The organism is Thiomonas islandica (assembly GCF_055383445.1).
This window is the reverse complement of record NZ_AP042391.1, coordinates 1,172,533-1,185,758: the sequence shown is the minus strand read 5'-3', so window position 1 is coordinate 1,185,758 and position 13,226 is coordinate 1,172,533. Positions and strand designations below refer to the sequence as shown.

General features: G+C 66.4%; 15 protein-coding genes. 8 read left to right on the top strand and 7 right to left on the bottom strand.

Annotated features, from left to right (window positions below; genetic code table 11):
• Positions 1-28: 28 nt before the first annotated feature.
• Together thiS and ACZ47F_RS05710 are read left to right on the top strand one after the other, a co-directional pair.
• Positions 29-280 carry a sulfur carrier protein ThiS gene (gene thiS, locus ACZ47F_RS05715; RefSeq protein ID WP_464926586.1) on the top strand — a complete coding sequence of 84 codons (252 nt, stop codon included), beginning with the start codon at positions 29-31 and terminating at the stop codon, positions 278-280.
• Positions 280-579: a hypothetical protein gene (locus tag ACZ47F_RS05710; RefSeq protein WP_464926319.1), complete on the top strand. Its 300-nt coding sequence runs from the start codon at positions 280-282 to the stop codon at positions 577-579. The genes thiS and ACZ47F_RS05710 overlap by 1 nt, the downstream gene beginning before the upstream one ends.
• On the opposite strand, the gene ACZ47F_RS05705 is transcribed toward ACZ47F_RS05710, so the two are convergent.
• The gene (locus ACZ47F_RS05705; RefSeq protein ID WP_464926318.1) at positions 548-1,729 is read right to left on the bottom strand and encodes a glycosyltransferase; all 1,182 of its coding nucleotides are present in this window, start codon (positions 1,727-1,729) and stop codon (positions 548-550) included. The genes ACZ47F_RS05710 and ACZ47F_RS05705 overlap by 32 nt on opposite strands.
• Before the next feature lie 203 nt (positions 1,730-1,932).
• On the opposite strand from ACZ47F_RS05705, the gene ACZ47F_RS05700 reads away from it, so the two are divergent.
• Positions 1,933-2,313 (top strand): hypothetical protein, encoded by a 381-nt coding sequence (locus ACZ47F_RS05700; RefSeq protein WP_464926317.1) that lies wholly within the window; start codon positions 1,933-1,935, stop codon positions 2,311-2,313.
• A 45-nt stretch (positions 2,314-2,358) separates the two neighbouring features.
• Here the strand turns inward: ACZ47F_RS05700 and ACZ47F_RS05695 are convergent, their stop codons facing one another.
• On the bottom strand, positions 2,359-3,708 hold the full coding sequence (locus tag ACZ47F_RS05695) for an ABC transporter ATP-binding protein (RefSeq protein WP_464926316.1): 1,350 nt from the start codon (positions 3,706-3,708) through the stop codon (positions 2,359-2,361).
• 27 nt (positions 3,709-3,735) lie between these two features.
• Entirely contained in the window at positions 3,736-5,454 is a 1,719-nt protein-coding gene (locus ACZ47F_RS05690; protein ID WP_464926315.1) for an ABC transporter permease, read from the bottom strand.
• A 291-nt stretch (positions 5,455-5,745) separates the two neighbouring features.
• Between ACZ47F_RS05690 and ACZ47F_RS05685 the strand changes: the two genes are divergently transcribed.
• From ACZ47F_RS05685 to ACZ47F_RS05675, 3 genes are read left to right on the top strand one after another with little or no spacing between them, the layout of a single operon-like run.
• Positions 5,746-6,687, top strand: coding sequence for a cation diffusion facilitator family transporter (locus tag ACZ47F_RS05685; protein ID WP_464926314.1), 942 nt, complete (start codon positions 5,746-5,748; stop codon positions 6,685-6,687).
• Positions 6,688-6,698: 11 nt separating this feature from the next.
• Positions 6,699-7,325, top strand: coding sequence for a YbhB/YbcL family Raf kinase inhibitor-like protein (locus tag ACZ47F_RS05680; RefSeq protein WP_464926313.1), 627 nt, complete (start codon positions 6,699-6,701; stop codon positions 7,323-7,325).
• 3 nt (positions 7,326-7,328) lie between these two features.
• Positions 7,329-7,622 (top strand): hypothetical protein, encoded by a 294-nt coding sequence (locus tag ACZ47F_RS05675; RefSeq protein ID WP_464926312.1) that lies wholly within the window; start codon positions 7,329-7,331, stop codon positions 7,620-7,622.
• Positions 7,623-7,690: 68 nt separating this feature from the next.
• Here ACZ47F_RS05675 and ACZ47F_RS05670 read toward each other — a convergent pair whose 3' ends face one another.
• From ACZ47F_RS05670 to dacB, 4 genes are all read right to left on the bottom strand, one after another.
• On the bottom strand, positions 7,691-9,136 hold the full coding sequence (locus ACZ47F_RS05670; protein WP_464926311.1) for a sensor histidine kinase N-terminal domain-containing protein: 1,446 nt from the start codon (positions 9,134-9,136) through the stop codon (positions 7,691-7,693).
• Between the two features lie 36 nt (positions 9,137-9,172).
• Positions 9,173-9,871: a response regulator transcription factor gene (locus ACZ47F_RS05665; protein WP_464926310.1), complete on the bottom strand. Its 699-nt coding sequence runs from the start codon at positions 9,869-9,871 to the stop codon at positions 9,173-9,175.
• Positions 9,872-10,010: 139 nt separating this feature from the next.
• Positions 10,011-10,307: a SemiSWEET family sugar transporter gene (locus tag ACZ47F_RS05660; RefSeq protein ID WP_464926309.1), complete on the bottom strand. Its 297-nt coding sequence runs from the start codon at positions 10,305-10,307 to the stop codon at positions 10,011-10,013.
• Between the two features lie 30 nt (positions 10,308-10,337).
• Positions 10,338-11,780 (bottom strand): D-alanyl-D-alanine carboxypeptidase/D-alanyl-D-alanine endopeptidase, encoded by a 1,443-nt coding sequence (dacB, locus tag ACZ47F_RS05655; protein ID WP_464926308.1) that lies wholly within the window; start codon positions 11,778-11,780, stop codon positions 10,338-10,340.
• Between the two features lie 75 nt (positions 11,781-11,855).
• On the opposite strand from dacB, the gene pyrF reads away from it, so the two are divergent.
• Together pyrF and moaC are read left to right on the top strand one after the other, a co-directional pair.
• The gene (pyrF, locus tag ACZ47F_RS05650) at positions 11,856-12,737 is read left to right on the top strand and encodes an orotidine-5'-phosphate decarboxylase (protein WP_464926307.1); all 882 of its coding nucleotides are present in this window, start codon (positions 11,856-11,858) and stop codon (positions 12,735-12,737) included.
• Entirely contained in the window at positions 12,734-13,225 is a 492-nt protein-coding gene (gene moaC, locus ACZ47F_RS05645; RefSeq protein WP_464926306.1) for a cyclic pyranopterin monophosphate synthase MoaC, read from the top strand. The genes pyrF and moaC overlap by 4 nt, the downstream gene beginning before the upstream one ends.
• Position 13,226: the final 1 nt, after the last annotated feature.

Sequence of the window (13,226 nt, the reverse complement as noted above, 5' to 3'; positions counted from 1 at the left end):
CTCTGCCCCCGCCGCGCCACGGCCGGGCGTGCGCATCACGCTCAAGCTCATGGCCACGCTCACCGACTACTTGCCGCAACCGCGGCAGGGTCATCAGATCAGCCTGGACATCGCCGCGGGAACCACGATTTTGGACCTGATCGAGCGTTTTCACCTGCCAGGGAAACTGGTGCATCTGGTGCTTGTCGACGGGGTGTATGTCCCGCCCGATGAGCGCGGCAGCCGCGTGTTGCGCGACGGCGAGACGCTGGCGATCTGGCCGCCGGTTGCGGGCGGCTGATGTTCAACACACAAGAGCCTGCCAACGCCCGGCTGGACATGACGATTGCTCGCAGCGCGTTCATGCGGCAACTTGCTGGCGCATTTCCAGGGCTGCGGCAGCCCGAGACCGATGTGTTCTGTGGCGATCATCTGGGCTGCCAATGGTCGATCCGGTTGCAGCCCGCGCCACCGACGCGACTGGGCTCGGTGGTGCTGGAGCGCTGGTTGATGGACGTCACCCTGCAGGCGCCATCACGGGCGCTGCGCGGCTTGTGGTGGCAGCGTTTCAGCGCCCACTTTCAGAGAGGTGGCGGTTGAGCACCGCGTCCGTGCGTGCATCGACCCCTTCGGCAGCGCGCAGAATGTCCTCCAGGATGCGCGGCACCTCGAACACCGCCCTGTTCGGACGCGCAGCCACCCGCGCGCGGTAGGCCGCGAGATTCGAGAGGAATGCTGGCAATTGCGCCGCAATGGCGCGAAAGCTCGGCAGCACCAGTCCGTAGCCGTTGTCGCGCACCCAATCGGTGTTGTAGCGCTCCTGCGGCATGGTCCAGGCGTTGCGCGTGACAATGACCGGCAGCCCCAGATGCAGCGCCTCGCTAAGCGACCCGGGGCCGGGCTTACCGATGAAAAAATCGCCCAGGCGCATCATGTCGGCCACTGCGCTGGTGAACCCCATCACATGCCGCGGCGCGGCCGCAGGCAGCGCGCGCAGCCTGGCAGCGAGCTTGGCATTGTGGCCGCACAAAAAAATGAGCTGGATGTCGGGCAGACGCTCGGCTATGGTCAGCATGCTGCGCGCACCATGACCGCCAAACATCACTACGCCCACCGGCCGCTGCGGGTCGAAACCCAGCGCCTGCAGACGGGCGACACGGTCGAAATGCGGTGGCACACGGTAAAAGTCCGGGCGGATGATCATGCCGGAGGTCGCATGCACCTTGTCCGGCGCAAAGCCGGCATCCAGCGCCTGCTGCACCGCGCGGGGGGTGCCGCAGATCAGATGCTGGTCCTGCCCCGGCTCCATCCAGAAGTGCGGCGGGAAATCGGCCAGATCGGTCAGCAAGGTGACATAGGGCACGCCAGGCAGCGTGGCCGTCAGGCTCTCGTATAGCGCACGGTTGAAATTCGGGATCAGCGACACCACCAGATCGGGCTCGGTGCGCAGCCAGTGCAGCCTGAGAATCTTCAGCAAGGTGGGGTGCAGCAGACGCAACGCGCCTTGCAGCAGCTTGAGCTCATGCCGCAGACCCAGGGTCAGACCACGCGCCAGCCGCGCGTTGTAATAGTCTTCCGGCGAGAAGGTGTATTTGCGCAGCGTGCCCTGCGGATCAAGCACCTCGGTCAAGTTGACCAGGCGCACCTGCCAGGGCAGCCCGGCCTGCGCGATGCCCTGCTGCAGCGCCAGCGCCGAGGCGCGATGTCCGCCACCGGCGTTGAAATAGATCAGATCGATGGTCTTGTTCATGTTCGGTTGGGACCTTTGTCTGCGCCCGGACAGCTTTGCCACCGCGATTGTGGCTGAACCCGCTAGTCATGGCATCGCGACGCTCTCGTGATTTTGTAAATTTCTGCCATGACTGATTGAGAAAATGCAAAAACTCAGGTCATATTCGGAATATTGACAAGCATATCGTTTTTCACCCCAACAAATCCCATTTGGAGATCATCATGAAATACAAACTCGTCCTGATCGCCGCCGCCCTGCTGTCGCTGGCGGCATGCCAGAAAGCCGAGCAGGCCACCAGCAGTGCAGCCAGCGCAGCGCAGTCTGCGACCAGTTCCGCGGTTGCCGCGGGCGCCAGCGCTGCCGGTGCTGCGGCCAGCGCCGCGCACGGTGCGGCCAGCGCCACCGGTCACGCCGTGGGCAGTGCAGCCAGCGCGGCTGCAGGCGCTGCCAGTGCCGCAGTGCACTCGGGCGCACACGCGGTTTCCGGTGCGGCAGACAAGGTCATGGACGCCACGACCAATGCGCTCAGCAACATCAAGGAAAAAGCCACCGATGCCGCCCAGGGCGCGATGGACAAGGCCAAGCAGGCCACCAAGCCCTGACCAAGCGCAGCAAACTGACAACGGCACACCCGCGTACGCCATTGTTCATTGCCCCGCCTCGGGATTGTCCAGGCTGAAGACCTCTGCGTTGTCGTCGTAGGCGTAGACCTCGGCGTAGCGGCCCCAGTCGATTGCCGTGTCCAGCACACGACGCGCCTCTTCCTCGCTAAGGTGATCTTCCAGCTCGGTGAGGAAGCGCGAGTCGGGGGCGCGGTGGTTGTACCGTTCGTCGAGTACGGCGCGAATGCGCGCCACCAGCGGTACGCGCTCGAGCAGGTGGCGGGCGAAGATCTGCTTGCGCTCCTGCAGCGTGCCATCGACGAAGGTGCGACCGGCCGGCAGCAGCATGATGTCGCCATCTTCCACCTGGGCAAAGCCGAGCAGTTCGGCGCCTTCGATCAGCGGGAACAGGTCATCAACCGAAAAGTGCATGTCCTCGGCCAGTTCCGGCAAGCTGATGCGGGTATTGGCGTTGCGTTTTTCCAACGCGTCGAGCTCTTCGAGCAGGCCGGCTAAGGCGTTGACCGACAGCGACGGCAGCCGCAGGCCGATGCCCGGCACCTGCTTGCGCGCAGCATCGCGCCCGACCGGACGCGCGGTCATCACCCCGTAGATGTCCTCGACCAGATCGCGGAATTCCGGCGATTCGCGGTTGCGCGGATGCGGCAGGGTGATGCGCATTTCGTTGACGATGCGTCCCGGGTTTGAGCCGAGGATGATGATGCGGTCGGCCATCAGCACCGCCTCCTCGATGTTGTGCGACACCAGCAGGATGCCGCGGGTCGGGATCTTGCGCTCGGTCCACAGGTCAAGCAGGTCGGTACGCATGGTCTCGGCGGTGAGCACGTCGAGCGCCGAGAACGGCTCGTCCATCATCAGTACATCGGGGTTGATGACCAGGGCGCGGGCAAAGCCCACCCGCTGGCGCATACCGCCGGAGAGCTCGCGCGGATAGGCGGACTCGAAACCGTCCAGGCCGATCAGGTCGATCGCCGCGAGCGCGCGGGCACGTCGCTCTGCCGGCGGCACCTTCAGCGCCTCGAGCCCAAGTTCCACGTTCTGCAGCACGGTCAGCCAGGGCAGCAGCGCAAAGCTCTGGAACACCATCGCCACACCGGGTACCGGGCCAGTGATTGGTCGCCCGCGGTGCAAAGCGACACCGCCCGATGCCCGCACCAGCCCGGCTAGGATGCGCAGCAAAGTCGACTTGCCCGAGCCGGAGCGGCCAAGCATGACCACGATCTCGCCTTCGCTCAGGCACATGTTGACATCGTCGAGCACCAGCAACTCGGCGCCGTCCGGGGTCTTGAACGCCTTGCGCAAGTGCTCGGTGCGGAAAATGTCCACCCCCTGCGCGGTGGCGACGGTCGGTGCGAGTTCGACAGGAACGGCCATGATGGATGTCCTTGAGTGACGACGGCTTCAATCCAGCCGCACGCGGCGCTGCGCCAGGTCGTACAGTCGGTGCCAGAACAGCCGGTTGGTGAGGATGACCAACAGCGACATCACCCCCACGCCGAGCGCGATCTGCGCGGTCTGGCCCCTGGCCGTGGTCTGGCTGATGTAGGCACCCAGGCCTGTGGCAACCAAGGTCTTGTCACCCCAGCTAACCACCTCGGCAACGATGCTGGCGTTCCACGCCCCACCGCTGGCAGTGATCGCGCCAGTGACAAAGCCCGGGAAAATGCCCGGCAGGTACAGCCGTTTCCACAGCAGCCAGCCGCGCAGCCCGAGGTTTTGCGCCGCCTCGCGCATGTCAGTAGGAATCGCCGCGGCGGCACCAACCACCGAGAACAGGATGTACCACATGCTGCCCAGGATCATCAGCGGCGCGGTGAACACGTCGACATTCAGGTGCCAGTGGACGATGGCCACGACGAACAGCGGAAAAAGCAGATTGGCCGGAAACGCGGCGAGAAACTGCGCCAGCGGCTGCACTTTTTCCGCCCAGCGCGGGCGCAGCCCGATCCACACCCCGATCGGCACCCACACCAGCGCTGACAGCGCCACCAGCACGAACACCTTGAACCCGGTGATCAGCCCCAGGCCGATGACATGCCCGACCATGGGCCAGCCGAAATCGCGCGGCAACACCTGCAGCAGCCGCACCACGGCCCACAACGCGAGCACGCCGAGGGCCGCGTAAAACACCGCGTCGCCCAGGCGCCGGCGCTGCCGGGCGTTGGCTGGCGCCTGGCGCACCGACACCTTGGGCGTAAGACGCACGCTCAGTTCCCACAGCCAAGCCGGAATCACCGCCAGCATCTTGAGCAGTCGGGTGCGGCGCAGGAAGTCGAGCACCACCGAGCGCGGCGCCTCGCTCGAGGCGGTCATCTCGAACTTGAACTTGTCGGCCCAGGCGACGATGGGGCGAAACAGCAGGGTGTCGTAGGCGAGGATGATGACGATCATCGCGGCGATCGCCCAGCCGATGGCCGCCAGATCCTTTTGCGCAATCGCCGCGGCGATGTACGAGCCGATGCCCGGCACGGTGACCGTTTGCCCTGACACGGTGATGGCTTCGGAGGCGACGACGAAAAACCAGCCGCCCGACATCGACATCATGGTGTTCCACAGCAGCCCGGGCATGGCAAACGGCAGTTCCACCTTCCAGAACCGCTGCCAGGCATTGAGCCGGTAGAGCGTTGCCGCCTCCTGCAAATCGCGCGGCACGGTCTTGAGCGACTGATACAGGCTGAAGGTCATGTTCCACGCCTGCGAGGTGAACACGGCAAAGATCACCGCCAGCTGTACCCCGACCAGACTGCCTGGAAACAGCGCCATGAAGCCGGTGACCGTGATCGACAAATACCCAAGAATGGGCACCGACTGCAGCACGTCGAGCGCCGGGATCAGGATGCGTTCGGCATAGCGGTTGTGCGCGGCCAACCAGGCATAGCCTAGGGTGAATAGGAACGACACCACCAGCGCAGCGAGCATGCGCAGCACGGTGTACAGACCGTATTCCGGCAGCGCCAGCGGCGACAGCGAGATCGGCAGTTGGTCGCCCAGATGGAACGGCACCGCCATCTGCCGCCCCGCGTGCGCCACGATGAAAAACAGCGCAATGACCAACGGCAGCGCGATCAGATCACGCCGATTGGGCACAGGAACAGGAAGCGGCGGGAGGTTCAGGGCCATGTGCAGGGCGTGTTCTGGGATTGGGCGCTCGGCTGCGCGCAATGGGCGGCAAGTCTAACCAGACATGATGAAATTTCACAATCCGTTCATCGCTGTCGTGGGCAGACGGGTCACATCGGTGCCTTGCGTCTGCGGCAAACGCAAAAGGAATGGCTCCTCCCCCACTGTGTAGGGGGGGCTGGGAGGGGGAGAAGCGCACACCGCTGCGCGCCGAATCGATCGGTTTTCCGCGCAGTCCCGGCCGCCACCCGTCCCGTGCACAATACGGGGCGGTCTGCCACTTCCCAATCCATGCAAGCCAGAACCTATCTGCGCGCCTCGCTGTTTGCCGCGCTCGTCGTCATCAGCCTGAAGCTCCTGGCCTGGAAGGTCACGGGCTCGGTGGGGTTTTTGTCGGATGCGATGGAGTCCATCGTCAATGTCGCCGCGGCGGCGTTTGCGCTGTTCATCGTGCGCATCGCCGAGGCCCCGCCCGATGCGGATCACCCGTTTGGCCACACCAAGGCGGAATATTTCTCCAGCGGCCTCGAAGGTCTGCTCATCGGCGTGGCCGCCGTGTTCATTCTGGTGGAAGCCGCCCAGCGCCTCACCCAGCCACAGCCCATCAGCGCGGTGCCGCTGGGTGCGGCCATTTCTGCGCTGGCCACCGCGGTCAACTTGGGCGTGGCGCTGTGGATGCTACGTGGCGCCAAGCGGCTGCGATCCATCGTCATCGAGGCCGACGCCCGACACATCATGACCGATGTGTGGACCTCGGTCGGCGTGATCATCGGTGTGCTGCTGGTGCCGGTGACCGGCTGGCTGTGGCTCGACCCGGTGATCGGCATCGTCGTGGCGCTGCACATCCTGCGCGAAGCGTTTTCGCTGGTCAGACGCTCGGTCGACGGCCTGATGGACAAGTCGATGCCCGAGGCCGACCTGGCCGCGCTGCAGGCCGTGCTCGACCGCTTCCGCTCGCAGGACATGCACTTCGACCATATCCGCACCCGCGTGGCCGGCACCCGGCGCTTTGTGTCCATGCACCTGCACATGCCCGGACAATGGTCGCTGCAGCGTGCTGCCAATTGCCGCTACGCCGTGGAGAAGGCGCTGATCGAAGCGCATCCCGGCATGGTGGTCACCATCGAAATGCTCACTGCCGGGCAGGAAAGCCTACAAGAGGAAAATGGGGATGCTGGCAGCCATCGCGATCCCTGTGCGCCGGCACCGCCGCTTGTCCACGACGCGTCTTGAAGGAGAAGTCCATGCAACTGACCAGCCCCGCCTTTTTCGACGGCCAGCCCATCCCGCCGCAGTATGCGTTTTGCAAGCCCGCAGTGGTCGGCCATGTGGCGTTGTCGCAAAACCTCAATCCGCCGCTGGCGTGGAGCGGCGTGCCCGCCGGCACGAAAAGCCTGGTGCTGATCTGCCACGATCCGGACGTGCCCAGCCGCGCCGACGATGTGAACATCGAGGGCCGTACCGTGCCGGCCGACCTGCCGCGCGTGGACTTCTACCACTGGCTACTGGTCGACATTCCGCCGTCGCGCAGCCACATCGACGAGCGCGAATTCAGCCACGAAGTCACTCCGCGCGGCAAGCCGGGGCCGGAGTGCCCTGGCGGCATGCGCCAGGGCGTCAACGACTACACCGCGTGGTTTGCCGGCGATCAGGACATGGCCGGTCAATACTTCGGCTATGACGGCCCTTGTCCACCGTGGAACGATGCGTTGCTGCACCACTACATTTTCACGCTGTACGCGCTCGACGTGGTGCGCTGCCCGGTGGACGGCGTGTTCAACGGCGCGCAACTGCGCAAGGCGATCGCCGGGCATGTGCTCGCCCAGGCCAGCCTGACCGGCACCTACACCCTCAACCCCGCACTGCGCTGAACCATGACCGACGCCCCGCAAAACCCCAAACCCACGCCGCCGGAGCGAAGGCAGGGGTGGAATGTGCAGCTCAGCGGTCTGCTGGGCGTCATCATCGCCATCGTGGTGCTGGTGGGCATTTTCAGTCTGCTGCGTGCACGGCTGGTGAACCAGCCGGTGGACGCGCCGCAGCTGCAGCTCGCTAACGACAGCCCTTGCATGCGCGCCGGTCTCAAGACCCTGTCGGTCAGCGGCAAGCCCATCACCTACGGCGAGCTTAACGCGCTCAAGCGCCAGTGCGGCGAGGAAAGCGACTAGTGTGCGGCACGATCTCGCCCGCCGCGGGGCGGCCATGTCGTTCAGCCGCTCGACGGCCGCGGTTCGCCTCACACCTGCGCGAAATCCAGTTGCACCCGCAGGCCGCGGCTGCCGCGGGTCTGGCTGGGCAGATCCGACAGGGTGATGTCGGCGCCGTGCTGGCGGACGATTTCGCGTACGATCGCCAAGCCCAGCCCGCTGCCCTCGCTGCCGTTGTCGAGAATGCGGTAGAACGGCTCGAACACCAGCTCGCGTTCGGCTTCGGGAATGCCGGGGCCGGTGTCGTCCATCTGCAGTCGCGCCACGGGGCGCGCGCCCGGGCCGTCTGCCGTGACGCCGTGTAAACGCAGCGCCACATGGCCGCCGGGTGGGGTGTAGGTGATCGCGTTGTGCAGCAGGTTCTTGATCAGCTCATGCAGCAGCAGGGCATTGCCGCGCACCCAAAGCGGATGCGCAGGCGCGTCGAATTCGAGCTCGAGATCCTTTTCCAGCGCGAGCACAGCCAGTTCCTGCATGGCCTCGGTGGCGGGCAGCCGCAGGTCGATGGTCTCGAACACCGCCCGCGCTGCGCCGCCCTGGTTCTCGGCGCGGGTGAGCGCGAGCAACTGGTTGACCAGCCGGGTGGTGCGCTCCACGCTGCGGCCGATCTGCCGCAGGCTGGCGCGCAGTTCCTCGGGATCGGTCTGGCGCAGCGCCAGCTCGGCCTGCGTGCGCAGCCCGGCCAGCGGGGTCTTGATCTGGTGCGCGGCGTCGGCGACGAAGCGCTTTTGTGTTTGCAAAGACTGTTGCAGCCGCGCGAGCAGACTGTTGATCGAGTCGACCAGCGGAGCGATTTCCTCCGGCGCTTCGCGCTCGTCGATCGGGCTGAGGTCGTCTGCGCGGCGGCGACGGATACGTGACTGCAGTTCATTGAGCGGCGCAATGCCCTGCCCCAGCCCGAACCAGACCAGCAGAATGAAGATCGGCACGACGACGAACTGCGGCAGAATCACGCCCTGCACGATGTCGCGCGCCAGCCGTGTGCGCGCCTGTGTGTCCTGCGCCACCTGGACCAGCACCGGTGCCGCGCGCGCCTGCGCCAGTGGCCACACCCAGGCGGCCGCCAGGCGCACACTGCGTCCGTGCAGTTCGCCGTCGCGCCAGTGCACCGCGATCGGCGCTGCGGCGTGCGCAGGCGGCAGCCCTGCCGCGGCAGGCAGTGCCGGATTGCCGGTCAGCACCACGCCGTCGCTGCTGCGCACCTGATAGCCTGCCAGACCGCCCGCCGGTGGCTGGCGCAGGGTTTGCTGCCACAGCGCGGAGTGCACCGCCTGCGGCGCACCCAGAGTTTGCACCTGCGCGCACAGCTGCAGCAGGGTGTGCTGCAGCGCCGCGTCGAACGGCTTGGCGGCAATGGCCTGCGCCACCAGATAGGTGATGCCGATCGACAGCGGCCACAACAACAGCATGGGCGCAAGCATCCAGTCGAGGATTTCGCCGAACAGCGAGCGCGCATGGCGATTGCGAAGCAGCACGGTGTCGCCCCGGTCTAGCTGCCCGACGCCGGCGGCTCAGCCATCGGATCTGGCGTCCGCCGCAGCCGGGACGATTTTCTCCAGACAGTAGCCCAGGCCGCGCACCGTGGCGATGCGCACCGGGCCAACTTCGATCTTCTTGCGCAGCCGGTGCACATACACCTCGATGGCGTTGGTGCTCACCTCCTCGCCCCACACGCACAGATGCTCGACGAGCTGGTCCTTGCTCACCAGCCGACCGGCGCGCTGCAGCAGCACCTCGAGCAGGGTGAGTTCGCGCGCGGAGAGTTCGACCAACTGCCCGTTGAGCGTGACCATGCGGCCGGTGATGTCGTATTGCAGCGGGCCGTGCTGGATGATGGCACTGGCCCCGCCCATGCCGCGGCGCGACAGCGCGCGCACCCGCGCCTCGAGTTCGGCCAGCGCGAACGGCTTGGCCATGTAGTCGTCAGCGCCTAAATCGAGACCGCGCACCTTGTCTTCCACGCTGTCGGCCGCGGTGAGCATGAGTACCGGCATTGCCGAACCGCGCGCGCGCAGCCGACGCAGCACCTCGAAACCGGACAGACGCGGCAGGCCGACATCGAGGATGAGCAAATCGAACGCGCTCGACTGCAGTGCAGCATCGGCGCTGTTGCCATCGGCCACCTGATCGACCGCATAGCCCAACGCACGCAGCGAGCGCAGCAGGCCGTCGGCCAGGACGCGGTCGTCTTCGGCAATCAGAATGCGCATGGGCGTCTCCTCGTCTTGTGCAGGGCCGCGCGCGCGCCCATGATGTCCGGCTGGCGGCCAAAGATCTGCGGTCGATTTTAGGGCCTGTCAGCGCTCTTTCTGCGCCTGAAGGGCAACGCGGGTGAAGACGACGATCCGCCTACGAATCGGGTTCCGCCTCCTGCGGCTGGCAGCGCTCACCGTAGCGCAAACGCATGAAAAGCACGATCAGCGCCAGGATCAAGGTCACCGCATTGGCCCCGACCAACGGCCAGCTGCGCTGAACGATGCCGTAGATCAACCACAGCGCAATGCCCACGGTGAACAGGCTGTACATGCCCAAGGACACGCCCGAGACATCGCGCGTGCGCAGCGTCAGCCAGACCTGCGGCACGAAGGACACGGTGGTCAGGAACGCGGCGCTGTAGCCAATCAGATCGGTCGGGTGAAAGGTCATGGCAGCCGCCGGCAAGGTGGGAGAGCACGCTCAGGCGGTCTGCATGAAACCACCGACAAAGGCCTCGAGCGCGGGCCAGGCGCCGCCTGCGCGCGGGTCGTTGACCAGCGCAGCGAAGCAGTAGCGCTGGCCGCTGCGCGCCTGGGCGTAACCGGCCAGAGACAGCACGCCGTCGAGGCTGCCGGTCTTGGCGTGAATGCGGCCGGCGAGATCGGGGTCGCGGAAATGCCGGCGCAACGTGCCGTCCTCGCCGGCCAGCGGCAAAGAGGACACGAATTCGGGCATCACCGGGCTGTTCCACGCCGCGCGTAGCAACGCGTTGATGTCGCCTGCGCTAATGCGCGCAATGCGTGACAGGCCGCAGCCGTTGTCCAGCACCAGCCCGGGCATCGGCAGGCCGTGGGTGGCGAGCCATTGCATCACCGCCTGCTGCGCCCCGGCCCAGGTGGCGCGCTGCGCCCCGGCGGCCAGCGCCAGGGTCAGGAACACCTGCTGCGCCATGACGTTGTTGCTGTATTTGTTGATGTCGCGCACCAGCACCGCCAGCGCAGGCGACTCCCACACTGTCAGCTCGGTGGCACGAGCGGGCAGCGGCGCGGTGCGCACCTGCCCCTGCCAGGCGATGCCCACCTGCGCAAACAGCGCGGCAAGCAAGCGCTGCACATATCCGTTGTCGCTCACTTCGGGGGCGATGTTCCAGGTCTGCACCCCGCAGGAGGCGGCATAGCCCCCGGCAAAGCGCGGCGCAAACGGCTGCTTCCAGTCGGCGCGCAGCTTGTCCTTCCAGTTGCCGCAGGCACTGGCAGTGAGCTTGGGGGCCTCGCGCAGATCGAACCCGGCCAGCGGTGGCTCCACGGTCACGTGCACCCGCTGCGCTCGCGCGTCGGGCACAAAGCCCAGGCGCAGCACACCGAAGTTCACCAGAAACGCGTCGGGACCGACGTTGTACGGCGCGGTGGCGTCGCCGTCGAACGCGCCGGGGTCGTGCGACGGCAGGTCGAAGGCCTGGCGGTCGATCAGCACATCCCCGCGAATGCTGCGGATGCCCAGATCGCGCAGGCGCAGCGCAATGCTCCACAGATTGTCGGCCATCAGATGCGGGTCACCGCTGCCGATGAACGCCAGATCGCCCTGCAGCACCCCCGCACGCACCGGCCCGACCGCGTACACCGGCGTCTTCCACACATACGCCGGGCCGAGGATGCGCAGCGCGGCATAGGTGGTTACCAGCTTGAGCACAGACGCCGGATTCATCAGCGCGGCTGCGTTGAAGGCCATCTGCGGCGTCGCACTATCGATCGCCTGCAACACGAATGCGCAGGACTGCAGCGGAATCCGCGCGTGCGCGAGCGCCTGCGTCACCGCCGCCGGCAAGTCTGCGCCGCTGCCCCCCACCACCTGCGCCCGCGCCAGCAGCGGCGCGGCGGACAGAGCAAGCGCGGAACCGAGAAACAGGCGGCGACTGGATTGCATGGCTGGGGGCGGTTCTGGAAACTGCGTCATGGTAAGGGCGAGGCCGTCAAGGCGGTGTCAATTCCCGTTCCTACAATGCTGCGCATGAGCACGCCCCGCCCCCCCTTCACGCAGCAGTGGTCAGAGGCCGCAGAGCGCAACAATTCGGCGCTGTGCGTCGGACTCGATCCGGAGCCTGCGCGCTTTCCGGCGCCGTGGACCAACGATCCGCTGCGGCTGTTCGACTTCTGCGCCGCCATCGTCGACGCCACGGCCGATCTGGTCTGCGCCTACAAGCCGCAGATCGCCTACTTCGCCGCGCTGGGCGCGGAAAGCCAGCTCGAACACCTCATCGCCCACATCCGCAAGGCCGCACCGGGCGTGCCGGTGATTCTCGATGCCAAGCGCGGCGACATCGGCGCGACCGCCGAGCAATACGCCCGCGAGGCCTTCGTGCGCTTCGATGCTGACGCGCTGACGCTCTCGCCCTACATGGGTTTCGATTCGGTCGAGCCCTATCTGCGCTACCCCGAGCGCGGGCTGTTCCTGCTGTGCCGCACCTCCAATCCGGGCGGGGCCGATCTGCAGACCCTGCGCATCGCCAATTCTGCGGCCAGCGTTTCGGCGCATCTCGCTGACGAATTGTTGTTCGAGCGCGTGGCGCGGCTGGCGGCGCAGGATTGGAACCGCCACGGCCAGAATGGGCTGGTGGCCGGCGCGACCCACCCGGGCGACATCGAGCGCATCCGCGCTGTGGCACCGGACGTGCCGTTGCTCATTCCCGGCATCGGCGCGCAGGGCGGCGACCTAGCGGCCACGGTGCGCGCGGCGCGCCGCCATTTCCTGATCAACGCCTCGCGCAGCGTGCTCTATGCCAGCAGCGGGCGCGAGTTCGCCGATGCCGCGCGGCGCGAAGCCCGCCGCCTGCGCGACGCCATCAACCTAGAGGCGCACGCTGCCGCCCATCCTGCATCATGACCTCCACCGCAGCAAACCTCACCCATTTCGACACCGCCGGCCAGGCGCACATGGTCGATGTGGGCGCGAAAGATGAAACCCATCGTGTTGCCGTGGCCACCGGCTGCATCCGCATGCAGCCCGCGACCTTTGCACTGGTGCAAAGCGGCAGTGCGAAAAAGGGCGATGTGCTGGGCATCGCCCGCGTGGCCGCGATCATGGCCGCCAAGCGCACTGCCGATCTGATTCCGCTGTGCCACCCCATCGCGCTCAACCGCGTGGCGGTGGACTTCGAACTGCAGCCGCAAGACAGCAGCATTCACTGCACCGTCACCGCCGAAACCCGCGGCCGCACCGGCGTGGAAATAGAAGCGCTGACCGCGGTGCAGATCGGGCTGCTGACCATTTACGACATGTGCAAGGCGGTCGATCGCGGCATGCGCATCGACGGCGTGCGCCTGCTGGAAAAGCACGGCGGCAAGTCAGGCGACTGGGTAGCCACGGGCTAAA

Bases quoted from the DNA above. Each gene is read 5' to 3' on its own strand.
- pyrF (WP_464926307.1), top strand. From the start codon at position 11,856: ATGCTGCGCATGAGCACGCCCCGCCCCCCCTTCACGCAGCAGTGGTCA.
- dacB (WP_464926308.1), bottom strand. From the start codon at position 11,780: ATGCAATCCAGTCGCCGCCTGTTTCTCGGTTCCGCGCTTGCTCTGTCC.
- ACZ47F_RS05665 (WP_464926310.1), bottom strand. From the start codon at position 9,871: ATGCGCATTCTGATTGCCGAAGACGACCGCGTCCTGGCCGACGGCCTG.
- ACZ47F_RS05710 (WP_464926319.1), top strand. From the start codon at position 280: ATGTTCAACACACAAGAGCCTGCCAACGCCCGGCTGGACATGACGATT.
- ACZ47F_RS05690 (WP_464926315.1), bottom strand. From the start codon at position 5,454: ATGGCCCTGAACCTCCCGCCGCTTCCTGTTCCTGTGCCCAATCGGCGT.
- ACZ47F_RS05675 (WP_464926312.1), top strand. From the start codon at position 7,329: ATGACCGACGCCCCGCAAAACCCCAAACCCACGCCGCCGGAGCGAAGG.
- ACZ47F_RS05695 (WP_464926316.1), bottom strand. From the start codon at position 3,708: ATGGCCGTTCCTGTCGAACTCGCACCGACCGTCGCCACCGCGCAGGGG.
- ACZ47F_RS05705 (WP_464926318.1), bottom strand. From the start codon at position 1,729: ATGAACAAGACCATCGATCTGATCTATTTCAACGCCGGTGGCGGACAT.
- ACZ47F_RS05700 (WP_464926317.1), top strand. From the start codon at position 1,933: ATGAAATACAAACTCGTCCTGATCGCCGCCGCCCTGCTGTCGCTGGCG.
- ACZ47F_RS05685 (WP_464926314.1), top strand. From the start codon at position 5,746: ATGCAAGCCAGAACCTATCTGCGCGCCTCGCTGTTTGCCGCGCTCGTC.
- moaC (WP_464926306.1), top strand. From the start codon at position 12,734: ATGACCTCCACCGCAGCAAACCTCACCCATTTCGACACCGCCGGCCAG.
- ACZ47F_RS05680 (WP_464926313.1), top strand. From the start codon at position 6,699: ATGCAACTGACCAGCCCCGCCTTTTTCGACGGCCAGCCCATCCCGCCG.
- ACZ47F_RS05660 (WP_464926309.1), bottom strand. From the start codon at position 10,307: ATGACCTTTCACCCGACCGATCTGATTGGCTACAGCGCCGCGTTCCTG.